The organism is Streptomyces sp. NPDC006385 (assembly GCF_040612485.1).
GTDB lineage: Bacteria > Actinomycetota > Actinomycetes > Streptomycetales > Streptomycetaceae > Streptomyces.
Map to the genome: position 1 here is coordinate 78,129 of NZ_JBEXQG010000001.1, position 23,927 is coordinate 102,055.

Consider the following 23,927-nt stretch of genomic DNA (forward strand, 5'->3'; position numbering starts at 1 on the left):
TTCCATGCGGTGGGGGTCGGCAGCCCGCTCAGGGCCGGCCGACCACGTCCTGGCCCTCCACCGCATCGTGCGGTGCGTCCGCCGAGAGGACGGCCTCGGCCTCGCCGCCCTCCACGGCCGCCCCGCCCACCTGCGCGGGCCCGCGCAGGCGCTGTGTCAGACGTGTCGCGAGGGGCTCGGTGTAGCGGGCGGTGAGCGGGCCGAGGATCACCAGGATCAGTACGTAGGCCGTGGCCAGCGGGCCCAGCGACGGCTCGATGCCGGCGGTGACGGCGAGCCCGGCGATGACGATGGAGAACTCGCCGCGCGCGACCAGCGTTCCACCCGCACGCCAGCGGCCCTTCACCGAGACTCCGGCGCGCTTGGCCGCCCAGTAGCCGGTGGCGATCTTCGTGAGCGCGGTGACGACGGCCAGGGCGAGCGCGGGCAGCAGCACCGGCGGGATGCTCGCGGGGTCGGTGTGCAGACCGAAGAAGACGAAGAACACCGCGGCGAACAGATCCCGCAGCGGCGCCAGCAGGTTGTGCGCGCCCTCGGCCACCTCACCGGACAGGGCGATGCCGACCAGGAACGCGCCGACGGCGGCGGAGACCTGGAGCTGCTGCGCCAGCCCGGCCACGACCAGGGTCAGGCCGAGCACGACCAGGAGCAGCTTCTCCGGGTCGTCGCTGGAGACGAAGCGGGAGATGTGGCGGCCGTAGCGCACCGCGAGCAGGAGGACGAGTCCGGCGACGCCGAGCGCGATGGCGAGGGTGAGGCTGCCCGCGGCGAGACCGGCACCGGCGAGCAGGGCGGTGACGATCGGCAGGTAGACGGCCATGGAGAGGTCTTCGAGGACCAGGATGCTCAGCACGACCGGGGTCTCGCGATTGCCGAGCCGGCCGAGGTCGCCGAGGACCTTCGCGATGACGCCGGAGGACGAGATCCAGGTGACGCCGGCCAGGACGACGGCGGCGACCGGCCCCCAGCCGAGCAGCAGGGCCATGGCGGCACCCGGCAGCGCGTTCAGCGCGGCGTCGACGAGTCCGGCCGGGTACTGGGACTTGAGGTTGGAGACGAGGTCGCTGGCCGTGTACTCGAGGCCGAGCATCAGCAACAGCAGGATGACCCCGATCTCGGCGCCGATGGCGACGAACCCCTCGCTGGCGCCCAAGGGAAGCAGCCCTCCCTCGCCGAAGGCGAGCCCGGCCAGCAGGTACAGGGGGATCGGCGAGAACTGGAAGCGACCGGCGAACCGGCCCAGCAGGCCCAGGCCGAGGATGATGGCGCCGAACTCTATGAGGAAGACCGCGGAGGAGTGCATCGCGGCTCACTCCCGCCCGAGTATCACGGCGGCCGACTCCACGCCCTCGCGCGTGCCGATCACGATCAGGGTGTCACCGCCGGCCAGCCGGAAGTCGGGCGTCGGCGAGGGGATCGCCTCGGCGCGGCGCAGCACGGCGACGATGGACACGCCGGTCTCGGTGCGCATCCGGGTCTCGCCCAGCAGCCGTCCGTTCCAGTGCGACGTGGCGGACAGCTCGATCCGCTCGGCGACGAGGCCCAGTTCGGTGGTGGACAGCAGGTTCGGACTGTGGTGCGCCGGCATCAGCGCGTCGATGAGGGTGGCCGCTTCGCCCGAGCTGAGCCGGACCGACAGCGCGCACGCGTCCGGATCGTCCTTGCGGTAGGCGCTCAGTGTCCGCGATCCGTCCCGGTGGGCGACGACCGAAAGGCGGCGCTGTTCGCGCGTGGTGAGGTCGTAGCGGACTCCGATGCCGGGCAATGGCGTACTGCTCAGGCGTGGCGCGCTCACGGTCGTCCCCTGTCTGCTTCAGGCGTCCGGTTCTGCACCGAACCCTAACCACCGCCAGGTCCCTCGACGAAGGCGGGCGCCTCGAAGATCGGAAAACGCCGCCAGGCGTTCACTGCGCCGACTCCGGGGGCGCTCCCCCTCCGGTCAGGAACGCGACGACACGCCGTACGAACCACTCCGCGTCGTCCAGCCAGGGATGGTGCCCGGCGCCGGGTTGCACGGCGAGCTCGGCGTTCGGGAAGACGTCGGCGGTGCGGCGGGCGAGTTCGGGATTCGGGCCTCCGTCGAGTTCGCCGGCCAGGACGAGGACCGGGGCGGCGAGCCGCGCGAGTGCGTCGCGGGTGGCGGGCGGGTCGTAGGCGCCGTCGGAGCCGTAGACGGCGGAGGCCTCGTCGTTGTACTCGTCGTCGCCGCGCGCGTCGTGCTCCCTGGCCACGTCGTTCCAGCGCCCGTAGAGGAAGGGTGCGAGCGCGGGGTCGAAGTCCCCCGTCCCCTCCAGCCAGTCCTCCAACGCCGCGAACGCCTCCTCGAACCACGGCTCGCCCTCCCGCAACCGGGCAGCGGCCAGCCGGTCCTCGGCGGTGGCCGGCATCCCCAGTGCCCAGGGCGTCGCGGTCACCAGGGCCAGCCGCGACACCCGCTGCGGATACCGGGCGGCGTACAGCATGGCCAGGCTCCCGCCCGCCGAGTGCGCGAGCACATCCATGTGGGCCAGACCCATGTGGTCCCGCAACACCTCCACGTCATCCACCATGTGGTCGCAGCGGTAGGTCGCCGGATCGGCCGGCACGGCCGAGTCCCCGGTGCCCCGCAGGTCGAGCAGCACCAGCTCTCGGTGCGCGGCGAGTCCGCCCAGCTCACCGAGGTACGCGGAGGCCCGCATCGGCCCGCCGGGCAGCACGACGAGCGGTTCACCCGAACCCCGCAGGTGGTAGGCGATCCGGGTCCCGTCGGAGGCGGTGAAGAACGGCATGGCGCCGATCTTGGTCCCCGAGGCGCTCGCACGGCAACGCAGTTGTGCCACGGAACGACACCCGCAGAAAGTACGGGCCGCCCTCTTGCCTGATCATTCGCCGCCTGGATTACTGATCCCGAACACCTGGACCGAATGATCGGTCGTCCGGATTGGCATGGTCGGTGAAGGAGAGGGAGAAGTCCCCATGGCGGATGCGACGGACCTGCTGGACCCGGGGGAACGGCTCGGCCCGGAGGCGCTGCGGGCGTTGCAGTGGGAGCGGCTGCGCAAGTCGCTGCGGCACGCGTACGACAACGTGCCGTTCTACCGGGAGTCCTTCGACAAGGCCGGCGTACGGCCCGACGACTGCCGTTCGCTCGACGACCTGGCCCACTTTCCGTTCACTACCAAGGCCGACCTGCGCGAGAACTACCCGTACGGGATGTTCGCCGTGCCCCAGGACCGCATCCGCCGCATCCATGCCTCCAGTGGCACCACCGGACGTCCCACGGTCGTCGGCTACACGGACGCCGACCTTTCCCTGTGGTCGGACATGGTGGCCCGCTCCATCCGGGCGGCCGGCGGGCGGCCCGGCGACAAGGTTCATGTGGCGTACGGCTATGGGCTGTTCACCGGTGGGCTCGGCGCACACTATGGGGCCGAGCGGCTGGGCTGTACGGTCATCCCCGCGTCCGGCGGCATGACCGCCCGCCAGGTCCAGCTGATCCAGGACCTCAGGCCCGAGATCATCATGGTGACGCCGTCGTACATGCTCACCCTTCTCGACGAGTTCGAGCGGCAGGGCGTCGATCCGCGGAGCACCTCCCTGCGCGTCGGTGTCTTCGGTGCCGAGCCCTGGACCGAGCGGATGCGTCAGGAGATCGAGGAGCGGTTCGCGATCGACGCCGTCGACATGTACGGGCTGTCCGAGGTGATCGGTCCGGGGGTGGCGCAGGAGTGTGTGGAGACCAAGGACGGACTCCATGTGTGGGAGGACCACTTCTTTCCCGAGATCGTCGACCCGATCAGTGGTGAGGTGCTGCCGGAGGGCGAGGAGGGGGAGCTGGTCTTCACCTCGCTCACCAAGGAGGCGATGCCGATCGTCCGGTACCGGACACGGGACCTGACGCGGCTGTTGCCGGGCACGGCGCGGGTGTTCCGGCGGATGGAGAAGGTGACCGGCCGCAGTGACGACATGGTGATCCTGCGTGGCGTGAACCTCTTCCCCACCCAGATCGAGGAGATCGTGCTGCGTACACCGGGAGTGGCGCCCCACTTCCAGCTGCGCCTGACCCGGGAGGGCCGGCTCGACGCCCTCACCGTGCGGGCCGAAGCCCGCCCCGACGCGTCACCCGAGACCCGGGACGCCGCCGCGCAGGCGATCGCGGCGGCGGTGAAGGACGGCATCGGCGTGTCGGTCGGCGTGGAGATCGTCGAACCGGAGTCGCTGGAACGCTCCGTCGGCAAGATCCGGCGGATCGAGGACCTGCGGCCGCGCTAGGCACACGACAGGCACACGATGACCTAACTGCCCGAAAGCCGGTCCCTGAGCTCCCTCTTGAGGATCTTCCCGCTCGCGTTGCGCGGGAGCTCCTCCACGAACACCACCCGCTTCGGCGCCTTGAAGTGGGCGAGCTTCTCGCGGGCGTGGTCGATCAGTTCGGCCTCGGTCACCTCACCGCGCGGGACGACGACCGCCGTGACGGCCTCGATCCAGCGCGCGTCGGGCAGCGCGATCACGGCGACCTCGGCGACACCTTCGTGCGTGTACAGCGCGTCCTCGACCTGACGGGAGGCGACCAGTACACCACCGGAGTTGATGACGTCCTTCACCCGGTCGACGATGGTGAAGTAGCCGTGCGGGTCGCGCACCGCCAGATCGCCGGAGTGGAACCAGCCGTCCCGGAAGGCGTCGGCGGTCTCCTCGGGCTTGTCCCAGTAGCCCTCGCACAACTGCGGGGAGCGGTAGACGATTTCACCGGGCGTGCCGTCGGGCACCTCCTGGCCGTCCTCGTCGACCACCCGGGCGTCGACGAAGAGGACGGTACGGCCGCAGGAGTCCATCCGGCCCTTGTGCTCGTCGGGGGCCAGCACCGTGGCGAGCGGGCCGATCTCGCTCTGGCCGAAACAGTTGTAGAAGGCCAGCTTCGGCCATCGCTCGCACAGCCGCTCCAGTACCGGCACCGGCATGATCGAGGCGCCGTAGTACGCCTTGCGCAGCCCGTCGAGGTCGCGGGTGGCGAAGTCGGGCCGGTTGGCGAGGCCGATCCACACCGTGGGCGGGGCGAACAGGCTGTCCACGCGGCCCGCTTCGATCAGGTCGAACAACTGGTCGCCGTCGGGCGAGTCCAGGACGATGTTCGTGGCCCCGACCGCGAGGTACGGCATCAGGAACACGTGCGTCTGCGCCGAGTGGTACAGCGGCAGTGCGTGGACGGGGCGGTCGCCGGCGCTCAGGTCGAGGGCGGTGATCGCGCTCAGGTACTCGTGCACCAGAGCCCGGTGGGTCATCATCGCGCCCTTGGGCAGGGCCGTCGTACCGGAGGTGTAAAGCAGTTGCACCAGGTCCTCGCTGCGCGGCTCCGGGCCGTCGTGTGCGGGTGCCGTGGCCTGCCGCGCCAGCAGCGAGCCGTCGGCGTCGCGCAGCGGCAACGTACGGACCCCGTCGGGGAGTCGCCCGGTCAGGGCGGGGTCGGCGAGGACCAGGGAGCTGCCGGACTGGTCGATGAGGTAGGTGAGGTCGTCGCCGGTGAGGTTCTGGTTGACGGGGACGTGGACGAGGCCAGCGCGGGCGCAGGCGAGGAAGGCGATCAGATAGGCGTCCGAGTTGTGGCCGTAGGCGCCGACCCGGTCGCCGGCGGTGAGGCCCTGCTCGAGCAGGACGCTCGCCGCGCGGGACACGGCTTCGTCGAGTTCCCCGTACGTCCACGAACGGTCGCGGTACTCGAGTGCGACGCGCGCCGGGGTGCGCCGGGCACTGCGTCGCAGCACCCCGTCAACCGTGCTGCCGTTTCCAGGCGTCATGACACATGATCCTCGGTGCGGCGCACTGCCAGGTCAAGCACGACGCAGGACACCTCGCCGGGACACATACCCGTTGGTACGCCCAACGGCTCCTTCCCTCGATGAAGTTGGGAGGCACGATGCGCACCCGCCCCAGACGGCTCGCCGTCGCGGCCGTCGCCCTGCTCGCCGCCACGGCCGCCGGCCTGCCCGCGACCGCGGCCGAGCGGCAGGACCGAGAAGACCGGCAAGTTCGGCAAGATCGGCAAGATCGGCACGGACAGCTCTCGCACGGCGGTCTGTCCGCCGTCATCCGCTACACCGAGTACGGCATTCCGCACATCGCCGCCAAGGACTACAAGTCCCTTGGCTTCGGCACGGGTTGGGCGCAGGCCGCCGACCAGGTGTGCACGCTCGCCGACGGGTTCGTGACCGTGCGCGGCGAACGCTCCAGGTTCTTCGGGCCGGACGCGGCGACCGACTTCTCCCTCTCGTCGGCCACCAAGAACCTCTCCAGCGACCTGTACTTCCGCGGCGTACGCCAGACGCGCACGGTGGAGCGGCTCCTCGCCGAACCGGCACCGCGCGGTCCGAGCCGTCAGGTCGAGGACCTCATGCGGGGCTTCGCGGCCGGGTACAACGCCTGGCTGAGGCAGAACCGGATCACCGACCCCGCGTGCAGGGGGGCCGCCTGGGTGCGGCCCGTGACCACCCTGGACGTGGCCGCCCGCTTCTACGCCGTCGCCGTCCTGGGCGGCCAGGGCGGCGCCGTGGACGACATCACGTCGGCCCAGCCGCCCACCGGGTCGGCTGCCGGCGCCACAGGCACCGGAACGAGTCCGGACGCCGAGAGCCTGATACGGGCCGTGCGCGAGCGGACCGCCGACGCGGACATGGGCTCGAACGCGGTCGCCTTCCGGGGGGACACGACGGCGAGCGGCCGCGGTCTGCTGCTGGGCAATCCGCACTATCCGTGGCACGGCGGGCGCCGCTTCTGGCAGGCGCAGCAGACGATCCCCGGCGAACTCGATGTCGCGGGCGCGTCGCTGCTCGGCTCACCGACGATCTCCATCGGTTACAACGCCCATGTGGCGTGGAGCCACACCGTCTCGACCGGTGTCCCGTTCAACCTGCACCGCCTGACGCTGGATCCGGCGGACCCCACTGTGTACCTCGTGGACGGCGAACGCGAGCGGATGACGAAGCGGACCGTGACCGTCGCGGTCGAGGACGGCGCACCGGTGACCCGCACCCAGTGGTGGACCCGGTACGGCCCGGTCGTCGCCGGCGACGGGGAACTCCCGCTGCCCTGGACCGCGACGACGGCGTACGCGCTCAACGACCCCAACGCGGCCAACCTGCGGTTCGGCGACACCTCGCTCGGCTTCGGCAAGGCGCGCGGCACGGCCGATGTCCTGAGGTCCCTCGCCCGGCACCAGGGGCTTCCGTGGGTGAACACCGTCGCCGCGGACTCCTCGGGGCACTCCCTCTACACCCAGGCGCAGGTGCTGCCCCGGATCACCGACGACATCGCCGCGCGGTGCTCCACGGACCTCGGCAGGGCCACCTACCCGGCGGCGGGCCTCGCCGTCCTCGACGGTTCTCGCGGCGACTGTGCGCTCGGCACGGACTCCGACGCCGTCCGGGCCGGGATCTTCGGGCCCGCGCGTATGCCGACGTTGAAGGACGCGCCGTATGTGGAGAACTCCAACGACAGCGCGTGGCTGTCGAACGCCGACCGCCCGCTGACCGGTTACGAGCGGGTCTTCGGCACCATCGGCACACAGCGCTCGCTGCGCACCCGTGGCGCGATCGAGGACGTGGCGGCGATGGCGGAGCGCGGCGGTCTGACCGTCCGGGATCTGGAGCGCCAGCAGTTCGCGAACCGGGTGCCCGCGGGCGACCTGGCCGCGGCCGACGCGGCGAAGGCGTGTGCCGCGCTGCCGGGCGGGACGGCGGCGGGCAGTGACGGCAAGGCAGTCGACGTCGCGGAGGCCTGCCCGGTGCTCGCCTCCTGGGGCCGCACCATGGACACCGGCAGCCGGGGCGCCCTGATCTTCGACCGGTTCTGGCGGAAGCTGTCGGCGAAGGTGCCGGCCGCCCAGCGGTGGAAGGTGCCCTTCTCGGCCTCGGACCCGGTGCGCACCCCGAACACGCTCAACACCGAAGCCCCGGGCTTCGCCACGGCCCTCGCGGACGCGGTCGCCGAGCTCCGGACAGCGGGCATCGCGCTCGACTCGCGCCTGGGTGAGCACCAGTTCGTCGTACGGAACGGTCAGCGCATCCCCGTTCCGGGCGGCACGGAGGGACTGGGCGTGTGGAACAAGATCGAGCCGGTGTGGGACCGGGCGCGCGGCGGCTACACGGAGGTGACGACCGGCTCCAGCCACATCCAGGCGGTGGGCTGGGACGGCAGCCGCTGCCCGGTGGCTCGTACGCTGCTGACGTACTCGCAGTCCTCGAACCCGAACTCGCCCCACTTCCGCGACCAGAGCCGGTTGTTCTCCGGTGAGAAGTGGGTGACCTCGCGGTTCTGTGAGAAGGACATCCTGGCCTCGCCCACCCTGAAGATCGTGCACGTGGGAGAGCGCTGAGCGACGCTCAGCACATGTGGTCCCGTCCCTCATGCTCCCGTCCCACATAGGACGGGACCACATAGGGCGGGACCACATAGGGCGGGACCATGTGTGAGTGACAAGCGGCTGTCGCACTCAATGCAGGGTGCATCTACGGCTGTTCACCGAATGCTTCTTCCTGCCTCCGTCTGCCGAATCCGCTTCACCGTGCTCCTGTGCGCCCCTGCGAAGAAGCGATCCGCGAAACCGAGTACCGCATGAACTGGGCAGGACTGTTTCAAGCGTCAAGTCCTTGGCACGTTCACCCATTTCGCGTGTCGCGTTGGGCAGGAGGTTTCCATGAGTCGTGCTGTGCCTGAACAAGAGCGAGTGTGGAGGACAGGTACTGCTCCAGGCATATTCCCATTCCTCGGTCACGGTATCGCGCTGTTCCGTCAACCGCTGGCGTTTCTGAATTCTTTGCCCGCGCACGGCGATCTGGTCGAGTTACGACTGGGGCCCCAGCGTGCCTGGCTGGTCTGCCATCCGGAGTTGACCCACGAGGTGCTCAAGGATTCGCGCACCTTCGACAAAGGGGGCCCGCTGTTCGACCGGCTCGGGACGCTGATGGGCGACGGTCTCGTCACCTGCCGGCACCAGACGCACCGGAACAAGCGCAGGCTGGTGCAGCCGGCATTCCGTCCCTCCCACGTCGCCGCTTACACAGAGCTGATCACCGACGAGGTCGAGTCGGTGTGCCGCGCCTGGGCGCCCGGGCAGGAGGTGCCCGTCAGCGAGGCGATGATGGCGCTGACGACACGGGTGATCAGCCGTGTCCTCCTGTCCGACTCGCTCGACGACGCGACGTCCGCCGAGGTGCGGGACTGTCTCACCGTCATCGTCCGGGGCCTGTTCGTCCGGACGGTCGTACCGGTCGACGCCCCGTTCCGCCTCCCCACACCGGCGAACCGTCGCTATCGGCGCGCGGTCACCCGCCTGCACGCCGTCATCGACGCGGCGATCGCGGAGCGGCGCCGGGGTGCCTCCTGCCACGACGACGTGCTGGAGACCTTGCTCGCGGCCGCGCGCGGCGAGGTGGCGGGAGCGGCCCTCACCGACCAGGACGTCCACGACCACCTGATCACGCTGCTGCTCACGGGCGTCGAGGCCCCGGCGCTGTGTCTGGCCGACGCCCTCAGCCTGCTGGCCCGCCACCCGGAGGCCGAGCGCCGCCTGCACGCCGAGCTCGACGCCGTTCTCGCCGGCGGCCGACGGCCCGGCCCCGAGGATCTGCCGCACCTCGTCTACACCCGGTGCGTCGTCTCCGAGACGCTGCGCCACACGTCGCCCGGCTGGATCTTCACGCGCGTCGCCACGAAGGAGACGGAACTCGCCGGGTGTCGCCTGCCGCGAGGGGCCACCGTGCTGTACAGCCCCTATCTCCTGCACCACGACCCGTCGTCGTTCCCCGACCCCGAGCGTTTTCTCCCCGACCGCTGGTTGCCGGGCCGGGTCACCGCCGGCCAGCGGCGCGCGATGATGCCGTTCTCCGCGGGCAGCCGCAAATGCCTCGGCGACGAGTTCTCCATGGTGGAGGCCACCCTGGCGCTCGCGACCATCGCCGGCCGCTGGCGGCTGCGTCATCTTCCCGGGCACGTCGAGCGCACACCGCGTCCCGCGATCACCCTCGGGCCGCGTTCCCTGGTCATGGGCTGCGAACCGCGTTCGTCCATGCCGGCAGCCGCAGTTCCCGCAACGGATTCCCGGACGGCAGGTGGCAACGGTGTCGACACCGCATGAGGACATCCCGGCCGGTGTACCGGGCGAAAACCAGGTGTCCAGTCTCAAGGAACTGATCGACACCCACCTCCACATGCCCTTCCCTTGTCGGCGCAATCGTCACGAACCGGAAGCCAGGGCCGGCGTCGACGCATGGCTGAGCGCGTGGGGGCTGACCGACGAACCGGGGGTGGCCGCGATGATCGCCCGTACCCGCCCCGCCGAGCTCGCGTCCTGCACCAGCCCCGCGGTGGACTCCGGTCTCCTCCAGATCGTCGCCAATCAGATCGCCTATCAGTTCGTCTTCGACGACCGGGCGGAGGACATCGGTCGGTACTCTCCGGGTGGGTTGCTGCCCATGCTGTGCGAGAGCGTTTCGATCCTGCGGGACGGCGAGCCGCCCAGCACTCCCCTCGGAGCGGCTCTGGCCGACCTCTACCGCCAGGTCCGGGAGCGGTGCACGCCCGCGCAGGCCGCGCGTTGGGCGTGGAAAAGCCGTGAGTACGTGCACGGCCTGCTGTACGAAGCGGTGGCCCAGGCCGATCCCTTGGGGTTGCGGACCGGGGACTGCACCTCCATACGGTCGCTGACCGCGGGAGTCGAGCCCTTCCACCCGCTGTACGAGGCCGCCCAGCCTCGCGAGTTGAGCCATGCCGAACTGCACCATCCCGTCGTACGGCGGCTGAGCCGGCTGTCGTCGGACGCGGCGGTGTGGACGGCGGACCTGTTCTCCGCGGTGAAGGAGCAGCGCGCGGGCGAAATGATCAACCTGGCCCTCGCCCATCAACGCGAGCGACGATGCTCGCTCCAGAGCGCCATGGTCCTGGCCATCCAGGAGATCAACGACACGGTCAAGGAGGTCCTGAAGCTCCACGCGGAGATCGAACGGGAGCTGAGTCCCGCGGGCGTCGGCTACGTGGACGGCGTGATCGGCTGGATCCGCGGGTGTTACGAGTGGTCCCGTACCGTGCCTCGGTATGCGGACGTGACCTCCGTGGCGGTGGTGCCGTAGTGGTACCCGGTGTCCTTCCGCGACGGGACCTCCGGAAGGTGTCCATCCGGACCTCATACCCGAGGGACGGGCCTTCTCCCATCCGCAGTTGATGATTCACCCTTTGGTGCCCAATCCGGCCTGCCGCGTGTCCACGGGGCGTACGCTCGGCCCTCCCGAGGCCGAACGACGGAAGGCGGTACGGCGCATGGCGATGGAGCCGCGGCACCCGATCACCGAGCAGCGGACGTTGATCGAGCGCCGTCGGGAACTCCAGGCCCTCGACGCCGCGTTCAAGGAGCTGCGACGCACCGCGGACGGTGTGCCGCGGGCGCGGCGCAGGGGGCTGCTCGCCTTCACGGGGTCGGCCGGACTGGGCAAGACCGCGCTCATCACGGAGGCGCGTGTGCGGGCCGCGGCGCACGGGTTCACGGTGTTGTCCGGGAGGGGCGGGGAGAAGGAACAGGGGTTGGCGTTCCGCGTGGTGCGTCAGTTGGCGCAGCCCTCGCTGGCGAGGATGGACGAGGGGGAACTCCGCGCCTTACTGGGCAGTTGGTACGACATCGTGGCCGCCGTGCTCGGTCTGGAGGCGAGCGGCCCCGCTCCGGCCCCGGACCCGGCCGGTGTCCGTGCCGGTCTCGACTGGGTCATGACACGCCTGACGGTGAAGAAGGCGCCGGTCGTCCTGCTCCTGGACGACCTGCACTGGGCCGACGCCGAGTCCTTGAACTGGCTCGTCTCCTTCGCGCCCCGGGTCGACGACCTCCCGCTGCTGATCGTGGTCGCCTACCGGCCCGACGAGCTGCCGTCCGAAGCGGGCGAACTCGGCGCACTCGCCGCACGCCACGGAAGCCGCCCCCACGACCTGGCACGCCTCTCCTCCGACGCTGTGACGCAGATCGTCAGGGACGAGATCGGAGAGGACGCCGAGGAGCGCTTCTGCAAGGAATGCTGGGCGGCCACGGGCGGGAGTCCGTTCGAGGCGGTGGAACTCGCCATCGGACTGGGCGAGCGGAAGCTGAGGGGCACCGAGGAGGACCTGCCTGCGATGCGTGAGCTCGCGGCGGCGGTCAAGGGACCGGGGCTGATCGAGCGCCTGGAACGACTCGGCCCGGCGACCGTCCGCTTCGCGCACACCGCGGCCGTACTGGGCTCGCCCTTCTCACCGCAGCTCGCCGCGACGATCGCGGTGCTCGGCGACGAGGCCGCCACGGAGGCGACCCAGGAGTTGCGCGCGGCCCGGATCCTGGCCGAGGGCCACGGCCCCGGGGGCGAGCTCGAGTTCGTCCACCCGCTGATCGCCACGACGATCTACCGTTCCGTCCGCCCGGCGTTCCGGGCCGGTCTGCACAACGCCGCCGCGGTGGCGCTCCTGGACGCGGGGTACGGCGCCACCGCCGCGGCCCGGCATCTGCTGGAGGTCCCCTGCGAGGGCAGCGCCGAGACGGTCGCGTGTCTGCGTGAGGCCGCCCGCGAGTACCTCCGGGCCGGGGCGACGGAGGCCGCCCGGCGTCTGCTGACCCGCGCCCTCAAGGAGCCGCCCCTGCCCGAGGACCGCGCCGCGGTCCTGCACGAACTCGCCTGCTCGACGTTCCTGATCGAGCCCACGGCCACGGTGCGGTATCTGCGTCAGGCGCTGGCCGAGCCCGACGTCGACCCCGATCTGCGCGCCTGCGTCGTCTATCGGCTGACGACGGCTCTGGCCCACACCGATCAGCTGGCCGAGGCCGTGGCCGTGGCCGCCGAGGAGGTACGGCAGGCCAAGAATCCGCGCGTCAAGTTGCGTATGCAGGCCGACAAGTTCGTCTGGAGCATGGTCCGCGCCGAGGACCCCGACTCGGCCGCCCGCTCCCGGACGCTGGCGCGTCTGGCCGAGCAGTTACCCGGGCGCAGCCTGGAGGAGCGCTACATCCTGGGGCTGCGCGCCTGGGACGCCGTGAAGCGCGGCGAGCCGCGGGAGACCGCCCTGGCCTATGCCGAGAAGGCCCTGCGCGGTGGCATGAGCTGGACCGACGAGAACCGGGGTTTCGAGGTACCGCTGTCGGTCGCCCTGGTGTTCATGTACGGCGACCAGCCGCGGCGGGCCGAGGAGTTGTTCCACCAGGGGATGGCCGAATGCGTGGCCAAGGGCTGGCGAGGCTCGCACCTGGCCTTCGGCCAGACCATCGCCGGCTACATCCGCTACCGCCGCGGCTGTCTGGCCGAGGCCGAGGACTTGGTACGGGAAGGTCTGCGCATCGCCGACCAGGTGGAGGGGGTGGTGGCCGCCCAGTGGTTCGGTGTCGGCATCCTCATCAAGACCCTGCTGGCCCGTGGGCGGGTCACCGAGGCGCGCGCACTCGCCGACGAGCACCACTTCGGTGAGACGAAGCCGAGCGCGGTCGTCTATCCCGACCCGCGCACGGTGTACGCGGAGCTGCTCCTGGCGGAGGGACGGCACGCCGAGGCGGCGGTGCTGTCGTCCTCGGTCGGTGACTGGCTGGACGATCGGGGCTGGCGCAATCCGGCGTGGTGCCCGTGGCAGTTGCGGCTCGCGTCCGCGCTCGCCCCGACCGCTCCCAAGGAGGCGGTTCGCCAGGCCCAGGACGCCGTCAAACGCGCCCGGGACTTCGGCGCCGCCTCCACCCTCGGCCAGGCCCTGCACACCCTCGCCGAGGTGACCGGCGGGCCGGCGGCGCTCGACCTGTACGCGCAGGCCGTCGACCAGCTCGAGCAGTCGCCCTCGTCGTACGAGCTCGCCCGCGCCCTGGTCGGCCATGGTGCCGCGCTGTCCCGCAACGGGCGGCTCCAGGAGGCCGCCGACCGGCTCTACCAGGGCCTGGAAGGCGCCGTGCACTGCGGGGCCGAGGCGCTCACCGCCAGGGCCAGGGAAGAACTGTCGGCGGCCGGGCTGCGCCCGCTGCCCCTGCGCTACGCCCAGGCGGACACGCTGACCGCCCAGGAGCGCCGTACCGCCGAACTGACCGTCCAGGGGCACCCGGTGGCGGTGATCGCCAAGGAGCTGCGCCTCACCGAGCAGGGCGTACGGCTGCTGCTGTCCAGCGTGTACCGCAAGATCGGCACCGACGCCGCCGGGCTCGCCGGTGCGCTGGAGGCTCTCACCCGCCCGCGTCCTTGACGCCACCGGTCCACCACCCCGTACCGGGCGGGGGGTCACACGGGTCGGGCGTGTCCCTCCCAGTAGGGGTCCCGCAGCCGCCGCTTGTACAGCTTGCCGTTGGGGTCGCGCGGCATCTCGGCGGTGAAGTCGACGCTCCTCGGCCGCTTGTATCCGGCGAGTTGCCCGGCGCAGTGGTCGAGGATCGAGGCGGCGAGTGCGGGTCCGGGCTCATGGCCGGGGGCCGGTTCGACGACGGCCTTGACCTCCTCGCCCCAGTCGTCGTGCGGGATGCCGAAGACCGCGGCGTCCGCGACGGCCGGGTGGGCCAGCAGGACCGACTCGATCTCGGCCGGATAGATGTTGACCCCACCCGAGATGATCATGTCGATCTTGCGGTCGCGGAGGAAGAGATAGCCGTCCTCGTCCAGGTGGCCGAGGTCGCCGACGGTGAAGAAGTCACCGATGCGGTTCTTCCGCGTCTTGGCCTCGTCCTTGTGGTAGGCGAAGCCGCCGGTGTTCATCTTCAGGTAGACGGTGCCGAGTTCGCCGGGCGGGAGCCGGTTGCCGTCGTCGTCGAAGACGGCGAGTTCGCTGATGGGCCACGCCTTGCCGACCGTGCCGGGTTTCTTCAGCCAGTCCTCGGCGGTGGCGAACGCGCCGCCGCCCTCGCTGGCCGCGTAGTACTCCTCCACGCACGGCCCCCACCAGTCGAGCATCGCCCGCTTCACGTGGTCGGGGCAGGGCGCGGCGCCGTGGATGGCGTGCCGCATGGAGGAGACGTCGTAGCGGGCCCGGACCTCCTGCGGAAGCGCCAGCAGCCGGTGGAACTGGGTCGGGACCATATGGGTGTGGGTGCACTTGTGGGTGTCGATGAGACGCAGCATCTCCTGCGGCGTCCACTTGTCCATGAGGACCAGACGGTGGCCGATGTGCAGGGACGCGCCCGCGAACTGGAGGACGGCCGTGTGGTAGAGCGGCGAGCAGACAAGGTGCACGTTGTCGTCGAAGGGGCGGATGCCGAAGATGCCGAGGAAGCCGCCGAGGTACGCCTCCTCGGGAGGCTTGCCGGGCAGCGGGCGGCGGATGCCGCGCGGGCGGCCGGTGGTGCCGGAGGTGTAGTTCATGACCCAGCCGAGGGTGCGGTCGCCGGGCGCCGACTCCGGTTGCCCGTCGAGGAGTTCGGCGTACGGCCGGAAGCCCTCGACCGCGCCGACCGCGTACCGGTGGGTGGCGGGCAGGCCGGCCTCGTCGGCGGCGTGGCGGGCGGGGGCGGCGAAGCGTGCGTGGGCGAGGAGCACCTTGGCGCCGGAGTCGGCCACGATCCAGGCGATCTCGGGGCCGACGAAGTGGTGGTTGATCGGGACGAGGTAGAAGCCGGCCTGGCTCGCGGCGAGGTAGGCGGTGAAGAACTCGGCACTGTTGGGCAGGACGACCGCGAAGGCGTCGCCGCGTTCCATGCCGGCCGCGCGCAGGCCGTGGACAAGGCGGTTGGCGTCGGCGTGCAGCCGGCCCGCGGTCCACTCCTCGCCGTCGGGGGCGACGAGGACGGTGCGGTCGGGGTCGGCGGCCGCCTGGGCCCAGAACCCCGCGGGAGGTGTGCTCGTCACTGGCCGCTCCTTCCGGCTATGCGGTTGATGCGATCGACGGCTCGCTCGAAGCCGCGGGTGAGGTCGTCGAAGACGCACTGGACGCTGCGTTCGCTGTTCATCCGGCCGACGATCTGGCCGACGGGGGTGCCCAGCAGGGGCTCGACCTCGTACTTCTGGATGCGCGAGACGGCGTCGGCGACGAGCAGTCCCTGCAGGGGCATGGGGAGGGTGCCGGGACCGTGCGCGTCGTCCCAGGCGTCGGTCCACTCGGTGCGCAGCTGGCGTGCGGGCTTGCCGGTGAGGGCGCGGGAGCGCACCGTGTCGCCGGAGCCGGCGGCGAGCAGTTTGCGGGTCAGCGCGGGTGAGTGCAGATCGGCCTCTGTGGTGGTCAGCCATATGGATCCCAGCCACACACCCTGGGCGCCGAGGGTGAGTGCGGCAGCCACCTGTTGGCCGCTTCCGATGCCGCCGGCCGCCAGCACGGGCAGCGGGTCTACCGCTTCCACGACTTCCGGCGTCAGCACCATGGAGGCGATCTCGCCGGTGTGACCGCCCGCCTCGTAGCCCTGGGCGACGACGACGTCGATGCCCGCCGCCTTGTGTTTCTCGGCGTGCCGGGCGCTGCCCGCGAGGGCGGCGACGAGGACGTCTCGGTGATGGGCGCGGTCCACCACGTCCGCGGGCGGTGAGCCGAGGGCGTTGGCGAGCAGCCTGATCGGGTAGTCGAAGGCGACGTCGAGCTGGGTGCGGGCGACCTGCTCCATCCACCCGGTGATGCGCCAGCCGGACGCCTCGCCCTCGGCGAGTTCGGGCACGCCGTACTTGGCGAGGGTGTCCTTGACGAACTGCCGGTGCGTCTCGGGGATCATCGCCTCGACGTCGGCCTCGGTGACGCCCTCCACCTTCTTCGCCGGCATGACCACGTCCAGGCCGTAGGGCCTGCCGCCGACGTGGGCCTCGATCCAGTCGAGGTCGCGTTTGAGGTCGTCGGGGGCGGTGTAGCGGACCGCGCCGAGCACGCCGAAGCCGCCGGCCCGGCTGATGGCCGCGGCGACGGCGGGGAACGGCGTGAAGCCGAAGACGGCGTGCTCGACTCCCAGTTTCTTGCTCAGCTCCGTCTGCATGGGCGCAGGATGCCGCAGTCCTCCGGACGACGGAAGACCTTTTCTGATACACCGTCAGATAGGCTGGCCCTCAAGCCGGTGCCAGCCGCAGTTCGTGGGCGAGGCGTCTTCTGATGAGGTCGGCGAGGGTCGCGGGGGTGCGGCCGCCGAGGTGCAGCGGGCGGACCTCCAGGACCAGGACGATGCGCTCGCGGCCGGAGCCGTCGGGCAGGGTGAAGGCGACGCACGGGCTGGTGGCGGGGTCGGCGGTCTCGCTGACGCGTTCGATGCGACCCCGAGCCGTACGGCGGCACGGGGAAGGACACTGCCGGCCGCCCGCGCGGCGCGGCAAAGGGCGGGTGAGGGCCTGGATGTCTGGCAGGCGGCGGTACGCGGGGGCAGATGGACGGCGGCGGTCACCCAACTGAGCACGTGCAGCGAAGCGCACCTGATCACGGTAGGACCGGGGCGCCAACTCGCGCCTCTCGCCCGGCTTTTCACCTCATCGACGGATGACGTGCTCAGAAAGATGAGTGATGCATTACTGCCCGTTCAGGCAGGTTCAAGAGACGTTCTTCCGCCGGGGCCGAACCCCGCACAGCGACGAGGAGTTCACGTCGACGCGCGGGATCGCGGCCCCGGCTTCATCCGAGCCGACTTCGCCGCTCGCTACTCGTTGAAGACAGCCTTCTGGACCTCGTTCGGCCCGTCGAAGCGGTCCTGCTTCAGGCTGTCGATGCGGCTGACGACCTTCTCGTCCGCCTTGTTCTTGCGGGCGCGCTCCACCAGGTGCTGCTTGTCGGTGGGGTAGTCGGCGCCACTGAGGGCCTTCTGCAGTTCGATGGGGCTGAGATCGGCCATGAGAGCCTCCCCGCGAGATGTGCGATTTGTCCGTTCTGTCCAGTACCCCTCCACGCCGAGGGCATGTACGTCATTCCTCACCCGCTTGCAGGACAGCCATCGCCGCGTTGTGCCCCGGGACCCCGCTCACCCCTCCCCCACGCACCGCGCCCGCCCCGCACAGCAGCACGTTCGCATGCCGGGTCTCCACACCCCAGCGGCCGGTGTCCTGCTGGGCATACGGCCAGGCCAGCTCGCGGTGGAAGATGTTGCCGCCGGGCAGGCGCAGGTCGCGCTCCAGGTCCAGCGGGGTCTTCGCCTCGATGCAGGGACGTCCGCCCGCGTCGGTCGCCACACAGTCGGCGAGCGGCTCGGCGAGATGGGCGTCCAGCTGGGCGAGTGTCGACTTCAGCAGTTCCTCGCGTACGGCGTCGTTGTCGCGCGCGAAAAGCCGGGCCGGGGTGTGCAGGCCGAAGAGGGTGAGGGTCTGGTAACCCTGTGCGACGAGGTCGGGGCCGAGGATCGACGGGTCCGTCAGCGAGTGACAGTAGATCTCGGAAGGCGGCGCGGCGGGCAGCTCGCCCGCGGCGGCCTGGGCATGGGCGGTGGCCAGCTGGTCGTAGCCCTCGGCGATGTGGAAGGTGCCGGAGAACGCCTCCCGGGGGTCGACGGAACTGTCACGCAGCCGGGGCAGGCGCTTGAGCAGCATGTTCACCTTGAGCTGGGCGCCCTCGGCCGGGGGCGGCGGCGGGTCGCCGGTGAGGGCGGCCAGCTCCTGCGGGGAGGCGTTCACCAGGGCGTGCCGGGCGGTGGCGACGCCCTCGCTGTCCGCCGTCCGATACGTGATCTGCGCCGTACGGCCGTCCGTGTCGATGCGCACCGCCTCGTGCCCGGTGGCGATGACCGCGCCGGCCCCGCGCGCCGCCGCGGCCAGGGCGTCGGTGAGGGCGCCCATGCCGCCGACGGGGACGTCCCAGGCGCCGGTGCCGCCGCCGATCACGTGGTAGAGGAAGCAGCGGTTCTGCTTCAGCGACGGATCGTGGGCGTCGGCGAAGGTCCCGATGAGGGCGTCGGTGAGGACCACGCCCCGGACCAGGTCGTCGCTGAACCGGTCCTCGATCGCCACGCCGATCGGCTCCTCGAACAGCGTCCGCCAGGCGTCCTCGTCGTCGATGCGTCGGCGCAGCTCCTCGCGGCTCGGCAGGGGCTCGGTGAGCGTCGGGAACACCCGCTTGGCGACCTCGCCGGTCATGCCGTAGAAGCGCCGCCAGGCCGCGTACTCGCGATCGCCGCCGGTCAGCCGGGCGAACGCCTCCCGGTTGCGTCGCTCGCCGCCGGCCACGAGCAGTCCGGTCGGCCGTCCGTCGCGTTCCACGGGCGTGTACGAGGAGACGTTGCGGGTGCGGACCCGGAAGTCCAGGCCGAGATCGCGGACGATCTTCTTGGGCAGCAGGCTGACCAGGTACGAGTAGCGGGAGAGCCGCGCGTCGACACCGGCGAACGGCCGCGTGGACACGGCGGCGCCCCCGGTGTGGTCCAGCCGCTCCAGCACCAGCACGGATCGTCCGGCCCGGGCCAGGTAGGCGGCGGCGACCAGGCCGTTGTGGCCTCCGCCGACGATGACGGCGTCGTACGAACGGTGTCCCGGGCGTCCCTCGTGTGCAGGCATGGTTCTTCGTAACACGTGATGATCTAGGTCGGCCATAGATGGGGCGCGCGGGAGTCACGGGCCGCGCGCGGCACCGCCTCACCGTCTCGACCTCTCGCCGTCTCGACCTCTCGCCGTCTCACCGGGTCTCACCGGCCCCCGGACACACCCTGCTGCCGCAGCGCCTCGACCCTCCGGTACAGCTCGACCGCCTCCGCGTCCCGTCCGAGCTGCTGGAGGCAGTGCGCCTCGTCGTTGCGGCTGGCGAGGGTGTCGGGGTGGGCGGGGCCGAGGACGCGCTCGCGGGCGGCGGCCACGGTGCGGTACTCGGCGAGCGCTTCCGGCCAGCGGGCCAGCCAGCCGAGGCCGACGGCGACCTCGCGCCGGCTGACCAGGGTGTCCGGGTGATCGGGACCCAGCACGCGCTCGCGGATCGCGCAGACGTCGCGGGACTCGGCGAGGGCCTCCTCCCAGCGGCCGAGGCGGCCGAGGTTGACGCCGAGTCCGTGGCGGGCCCGCAGGGTCTCGGGGTGGGCGGGGCCGTGGACGCGGGTGCGGTCGTCGACGAGGTCCCGGTAGAGCCGGAGGGCCTCGGCGCTGCGGCCGAGGCGGCCCAGGCTGATACCGACCTCGTAGCGGGCGGCGAGCGTGTCGGGGTGGTCGGGGCCGAGGGCCTGCGCGCGGACCTCGGCGACCTCGCGGTAGGTCTGCAGGGCTTCCGCCCAGCGGCCCAGCTGGCCGAGCGCGTAGGCCACTTCGTAGCGGGTGACCAGGGTGTCGGGGTGGTGCTGTCCGAGGACGCGGGCGCGGGCCGCGGCGACGTCGGCGGCCATGCGGTACGAGTCCTCCAGACGGCCGAGCCGGCTGAGGTTGAAGGCGAGGTTGTGGCGGCAGCGCAGGGTGTCGGGGTGATCGGCGCCCATGGCGCGCTCGCGGGCGGTGAGTACGGACACGTAGACCTGGTGTGCGTCGAAGTGACGGCCCAACCGACCGAGCACGTACGCCATTTCCTGGCGGGCGGCGAGCGTGTCGGGGTGGTCGGGGCCGAAGGCGAGGCTGCGGGCGCGGGCGACGTGCTTGTACTCGCGCAGGGCGTCGGCGGCGCGGCCGGTGCGACTGAGGGTGAAGGCCAGCTCGTAGCGGCTGGCGAGGGTGTCCGGGTGGTCGGGACCGAGCAGGTGCTCGCGCTCGGCGGCGACGGCCCGGTGCACCTCGCCGGCTTCCGTCCAGCGGCCCAGCCGGCCGAGGCTGAGCCCGGCGTTGTGCCGTCCGGCCAGCGCGGCGAGTGCCGCCGCCGACGGGGCGGGCGGCTCGTCGGGGACGGCGGTCTCCTCGCGTCTTCCGGTGGCCGGCCGCGGGATCCACTCGCCGGTGAGGCCGACCCCGGCATCGGGGGGTGTGGTGCGCAGTCCGGCGCCGGTGGCCTTGTGGCCGGTGGTCATGCCGCGGGTCCAGGACGGCAGGCGGGGCTCGCGGGCCACGGGCACCGAGGGCCGGAGGTCCGGCTGCGGGGTCACCACGGTCGGCACGTACGCCGGTGTGGTACGGCCCAGATCGATCCGCCGGCCCAACTCGCGTCCGTCGTGCGGGCGTTCCTCGGGGCGTTTGGCCAGCAGGTCGAGGATGATCCGCTCGAAGTACTCGGGCAGCTCGGCGCGGTGTCTGCGCGGCGGCCGGGGCGGGGTGTCACGGTGGCCGACGAGGATCGCCCAGGGGTCGTCGAGGTCGAACGGCGGCACGCCGGTGGCGATCTCGTACAGCACACAGCCCAACGAGTACAGGTCGCTGCGCTGGTCCACCTCCTCCCCGCCGATCTGCTCCGGCGACATGTAGTGCGGGGTGCCCATCGCGATGCCGGTGCCGGTCAGCCGGGAGGTGAAGCCGATGTCGTGGCCGAGGCGCGCTATGCCGAAGTCGCAGATCTTCACCGTGCCGTCGGCGAGCCGCATGATGTTCGCGGGCTTCAGGTCGCGGTGCACGATGCCCTGTTGGTGGGTGTAGGCGAGGGCGGCGGCGACCTGGTCGGCGATGTCGACGACATCGGGGACGGGCAGCGGATGGTGCTTGTTGTCCTCCAGGAGCTGGCTGAGGTTGCGGCCCTGAAGCAGCTCCATGACCAGGAACAGGACACCGTCGGACTCGCCGAAGTCGTGGACGACGGTCACCCCGCGGTGCTGGAGCGCGGCGGCCACCCGGGCCTCGCGGCGGAACCGCTCCCGCAGGACACGGGTGAAGGACTGGTCGTGGTGCGGCCCCAGCGGCTTGAGGCACTTCACGGCGACATGCCGGCCCAGCGACTCGTCGCGGGCCCGCCACACCTCGCCCATACCGCCGCGCCCGATCGGATCCAGCAGCCGGTACCGGCCCTGGATCAGCCTGCTGTCCCCCATAGCCCGCGATCGCCCCCCCGTCACGGTCCGCCCCACCCTCCCCCGGCCCGTCCAGTATGGCGAGCTATCGCCCGAGTTTGTACGGTGCCGGGCGCGAGCCCGGGCCGAGTCGGGCCATGGCGCGCAGAATGTGTTCGGGCGGGAGTTGCCGGCGCAGACGTGCGGGAACGCAGCGCAGCAGGGTGCCCGTGGCACGCAACTGACGGGTGACGGTGGAGGGTTCGGGTGCCGGTCTGCCGTACAGCTCGTGGGCGTACGGCGGCAGGGCGGCGTACGCCAGTTGCGCCACGCGCCGCCACGGCACCTCGCGCGCCGGGACGCGAAGGGGGTGCGTCGGCGGGCGGAGCAGGAAGCCGTCCACCGTGCGCGCCTCGGGCCCGCCCGTGTCCGGGTCGGTGGCCCGCAGCTTGCCGTGGATCTTCCGCACCCGGGCGCCCGCCTTCCCGGCGGCTCGGTGGTGCCGTACGTCGTCGTCCCGACGAAGTTCGCGGTGCGCAGCAGCCGGACCCACGCGTCCTGCCGGAAGTCGGAGTTCCGCAGGACGCCGCGCACGGCTCGTGGGTGCAGGGCCGTGACGTGAAGCGCCTTCTTCTTGCTGGTGAACGCGATGTTTCAGGACGCCTTTTGGTCGGTGGGCCTCTCAGCCTCGGTGGTCACCCGTGCTCCTCGGAAGATCACCGGGAGCCACAGGAGACATGCCAGCAGGGGGACCGCGGCGTAGGTGGCCATGCCCATACTGGAGCCCAACCCGTCCATGAGCGCGCCGAGGACGAGATAGCCGATGCCGATGAGCGCCGACTCCACGAATGTGATCATCGACAGCAGGCTCGCCCGGTGGCGCGACGGCACCGCCTCGTTGAACACGTTGTCCACGAGCACCGCGGTGATCTCGGGAATTCCGACCAGGACCAGGAACGCGGCGATGGTGACCCAGACAAGGCCGAGGCCGCTCAGGCCGAGCGCCACGGCGAGCGTCAGGAGAGACACCGGGACGATGACCCGATACCCGATGCGCCGGTCCGCGCGGTCCGACAGCAATGGGGTGAGCCCGCCGGCGAAGAATCCCGCCGATATGACCACGCTGACCAATGCGGTGCCCGCTCCCTGATCGGAGAGGGTCTTCTGCGTAAAAATGATGTACGGCGTCAAAGTCGCATGCATCAATCCGGACACCACGACAAGCGTCACGAGCGCCGGCGTGGCGACCCGAAGCATCGCCCGCCATGCTGTGGCGTCGCCGTGCTTCTCCTCGGCTCCGTCCTGCTCGTCCACCGCGTCCGCGCCGCGGATCTCGGGCACCCGTGACATCAGCACCACCACGGCCAGGACGAGGCACGCCGCCGAACCGACGTAGACGACTCCCCAGGAGATCCGCTGCAGTTGGCCGCCGAGGACGATGGCGGCTCCCGAGGTGACCGTCCCGAGCATGGTGAACCGGGACTTGATCTTGACGTAGCCGGCCGTTGCACCACGACGCACGAGCAGGTCGTACAGCAGGGCGGTGTCCGAACCGGACACGCAGGCCATGCCCACGCCCTGCACGATGAACAGCGCCAGGAACACCCGGTAGTTGGAGAACGCCACCTGACCGAGCAGACATCCAGCTATCAGCATCTGGCCGATCACGATGCCGGCACGCCTGCCGATTCGGTCGGCGATGACTCCCGTCGGCAACTCCGCAAGTCCGCTGACCAGGTAGATCAGTGTCTGAAGGAGGGCCACTTGCCCGGCGGAGAAGCCTCGCTCATACAGGAAGAGGACGAATACGCCACGCTGGAACAGCGAGTTGGCGAGCACCGCGTATACGTAGAACGGGCGCGTGACGCTTCGTGCTGCGTCGTCGACTGCGGCCGACCCGCCATGGGCCTTTGTGGTGCCGGTCATGCTGCGGGCTCCCCCTGGTGACTCCGGTGCTCATCGGTGTTGGGCCTCCGCCGCCGACCGGAACCTCCAGTCCATACCTCGCGCAGGATATTGATGGCGGCCTCGTTCGGCCCGGTCAATACGCTGGTGGGCGCGACAATGGGCCGCGATCTCATTGATGGGCGGGACGGGAATGCGCGCCTCGGTACGGACACACGTCCCTGAGCCCCCGCAACACCCCTAGCCGGCACGCCAGACCCGCCTCCCCCCTTGCCGCGACTTCAGCTGGTGCCAACCATCCCGCTTCTGTGCCAAC

At 71.1% G+C, this 23,927-nt stretch carries 16 protein-coding genes and 1 pseudogene; 5 read left to right on the forward strand and 12 right to left on the reverse strand.

Translation table 11 applies throughout. The annotated features are described in order from the left end of the window. Positions 1-28: 28 nt before the first annotated feature. From ABZ078_RS00400 to ABZ078_RS00410, 3 genes are all read right to left on the reverse strand, one after another. Positions 29-1,303 (reverse strand): cation:proton antiporter, encoded by a 1,275-nt coding sequence (locus ABZ078_RS00400; protein ID WP_356570211.1) that lies wholly within the window; start codon positions 1,301-1,303, stop codon positions 29-31. Positions 1,304-1,309: 6 nt separating this feature from the next. Further along, positions 1,310-1,795, reverse strand: coding sequence for a TrkA C-terminal domain-containing protein (locus ABZ078_RS00405; protein ID WP_356570212.1), 486 nt, complete (start codon positions 1,793-1,795; stop codon positions 1,310-1,312). A gap of 109 nt (positions 1,796-1,904) precedes the next feature. Further along, on the reverse strand, positions 1,905-2,768 hold the full coding sequence (locus ABZ078_RS00410; RefSeq protein ID WP_356570462.1) for an alpha/beta hydrolase: 864 nt from the start codon (positions 2,766-2,768) through the stop codon (positions 1,905-1,907). Between the two features lie 187 nt (positions 2,769-2,955). On the opposite strand from ABZ078_RS00410, the gene paaK reads away from it, so the two are divergent. Next, positions 2,956-4,251: a phenylacetate--CoA ligase PaaK gene (gene paaK, locus ABZ078_RS00415; RefSeq protein WP_356570213.1), complete on the forward strand. Its 1,296-nt coding sequence runs from the start codon at positions 2,956-2,958 to the stop codon at positions 4,249-4,251. Positions 4,252-4,274: 23 nt separating this feature from the next. On the opposite strand, the gene ABZ078_RS00420 is transcribed toward paaK, so the two are convergent. Then, on the reverse strand, positions 4,275-5,774 hold the full coding sequence (locus ABZ078_RS00420) for an acyl-CoA synthetase (RefSeq protein WP_356570214.1): 1,500 nt from the start codon (positions 5,772-5,774) through the stop codon (positions 4,275-4,277). A gap of 119 nt (positions 5,775-5,893) precedes the next feature. Here ABZ078_RS00420 and ABZ078_RS00425 point away from each other — a divergent pair, with 119 nt between their 5' ends. From ABZ078_RS00425 to ABZ078_RS00440, 4 genes are all read left to right on the forward strand, one after another. Continuing rightward, positions 5,894-8,347, forward strand: coding sequence for a penicillin acylase family protein (locus ABZ078_RS00425; RefSeq protein ID WP_356570215.1), 2,454 nt, complete (start codon positions 5,894-5,896; stop codon positions 8,345-8,347). Between the two features lie 321 nt (positions 8,348-8,668). Beyond that, entirely contained in the window at positions 8,669-10,108 is a 1,440-nt protein-coding gene (locus tag ABZ078_RS00430; protein WP_356570216.1) for a cytochrome P450, read from the forward strand. After that, positions 10,092-11,099, forward strand: a complete 1,008-nt coding sequence (locus tag ABZ078_RS00435) for a (-)-alpha-amorphene synthase (RefSeq protein ID WP_356570217.1) — start codon at positions 10,092-10,094, stop codon at positions 11,097-11,099. Before ABZ078_RS00430 ends, ABZ078_RS00435 begins: the two co-directional genes overlap by 17 nt. Positions 11,100-11,286: 187 nt before the next feature. Next, complete coding sequence (locus ABZ078_RS00440; protein ID WP_356570218.1) at positions 11,287-14,196, forward strand: AAA family ATPase; 2,910 nt, start codon at positions 11,287-11,289, stop codon at positions 14,194-14,196. A gap of 35 nt (positions 14,197-14,231) precedes the next feature. Here ABZ078_RS00440 and ABZ078_RS00445 read toward each other — a convergent pair whose 3' ends face one another. The 8 genes and pseudogenes from ABZ078_RS00445 to ABZ078_RS00480 all read right to left on the reverse strand — a co-directional run bounded on the left by ABZ078_RS00445 (position 14,232) and on the right by ABZ078_RS00480 (position 23,632). Then, entirely contained in the window at positions 14,232-15,785 is a 1,554-nt protein-coding gene (locus tag ABZ078_RS00445; protein ID WP_356570219.1) for an acyl-CoA synthetase, read from the reverse strand. Then, positions 15,782-16,891 (reverse strand): nitronate monooxygenase, encoded by a 1,110-nt coding sequence (locus ABZ078_RS00450; RefSeq protein WP_356570220.1) that lies wholly within the window; start codon positions 16,889-16,891, stop codon positions 15,782-15,784. Before ABZ078_RS00450 ends, ABZ078_RS00445 begins: the two co-directional genes overlap by 4 nt. A gap of 70 nt (positions 16,892-16,961) precedes the next feature. Next, on the reverse strand, positions 16,962-17,318 hold the full coding sequence (locus tag ABZ078_RS00455; RefSeq protein ID WP_356570221.1) for a hypothetical protein: 357 nt from the start codon (positions 17,316-17,318) through the stop codon (positions 16,962-16,964). Positions 17,319-17,539: 221 nt separating this feature from the next. Continuing rightward, positions 17,540-17,731 carry a DUF2795 domain-containing protein gene (locus ABZ078_RS00460; protein ID WP_356570222.1) on the reverse strand — a complete coding sequence of 64 codons (192 nt, stop codon included), beginning with the start codon at positions 17,729-17,731 and terminating at the stop codon, positions 17,540-17,542. A gap of 70 nt (positions 17,732-17,801) precedes the next feature. Continuing rightward, positions 17,802-19,379 (reverse strand): NAD(P)/FAD-dependent oxidoreductase, encoded by a 1,578-nt coding sequence (locus ABZ078_RS00465; protein ID WP_356570223.1) that lies wholly within the window; start codon positions 19,377-19,379, stop codon positions 17,802-17,804. 128 nt (positions 19,380-19,507) lie between these two features. Next, positions 19,508-21,748, reverse strand: a complete 2,241-nt coding sequence (locus ABZ078_RS00470) for a serine/threonine-protein kinase (RefSeq protein WP_356570224.1) — start codon at positions 21,746-21,748, stop codon at positions 19,508-19,510. A gap of 64 nt (positions 21,749-21,812) precedes the next feature. Then, positions 21,813-22,357: pseudogene (locus ABZ078_RS00475) on the reverse strand (oxygenase MpaB family protein). A 3-nt stretch (positions 22,358-22,360) separates the two neighbouring features. Then, positions 22,361-23,632, reverse strand: a complete 1,272-nt coding sequence (locus ABZ078_RS00480; RefSeq protein WP_356570225.1) for an MFS transporter — start codon at positions 23,630-23,632, stop codon at positions 22,361-22,363. Positions 23,633-23,927: the final 295 nt, after the last annotated feature.

Excerpts from the sequence above, each read along its gene's own strand:
- ABZ078_RS00410 (WP_356570462.1), bottom strand. The coding sequence starts at position 2,768 with ATGCCGTTCTTCACCGCCTCCGACGGGACCCGGATCGCCTACCACCTG.
- ABZ078_RS00470 (WP_356570224.1), bottom strand. The coding sequence starts at position 21,748 with ATGGGGGACAGCAGGCTGATCCAGGGCCGGTACCGGCTGCTGGATCCG.
- ABZ078_RS00460 (WP_356570222.1), bottom strand. The coding sequence starts at position 17,731 with ATGGCCGATCTCAGCCCCATCGAACTGCAGAAGGCCCTCAGTGGCGCC.
- ABZ078_RS00420 (WP_356570214.1), bottom strand. The coding sequence starts at position 5,774 with ATGACGCCTGGAAACGGCAGCACGGTTGACGGGGTGCTGCGACGCAGT.
- ABZ078_RS00425 (WP_356570215.1), top strand. The coding sequence starts at position 5,894 with ATGCGCACCCGCCCCAGACGGCTCGCCGTCGCGGCCGTCGCCCTGCTC.
- ABZ078_RS00400 (WP_356570211.1), bottom strand. The coding sequence starts at position 1,303 with ATGCACTCCTCCGCGGTCTTCCTCATAGAGTTCGGCGCCATCATCCTC.
- ABZ078_RS00465 (WP_356570223.1), bottom strand. The coding sequence starts at position 19,379 with ATGCCTGCACACGAGGGACGCCCGGGACACCGTTCGTACGACGCCGTC.
- ABZ078_RS00440 (WP_356570218.1), top strand. The coding sequence starts at position 11,287 with ATGGCGATGGAGCCGCGGCACCCGATCACCGAGCAGCGGACGTTGATC.
- paaK (WP_356570213.1), top strand. The coding sequence starts at position 2,956 with ATGGCGGATGCGACGGACCTGCTGGACCCGGGGGAACGGCTCGGCCCG.
- ABZ078_RS00430 (WP_356570216.1), top strand. The coding sequence starts at position 8,669 with ATGAGTCGTGCTGTGCCTGAACAAGAGCGAGTGTGGAGGACAGGTACT.
- ABZ078_RS00480 (WP_356570225.1), bottom strand. The coding sequence starts at position 23,632 with ATGACCGGCACCACAAAGGCCCATGGCGGGTCGGCCGCAGTCGACGAC.
- ABZ078_RS00450 (WP_356570220.1), bottom strand. The coding sequence starts at position 16,891 with ATGCAGACGGAGCTGAGCAAGAAACTGGGAGTCGAGCACGCCGTCTTC.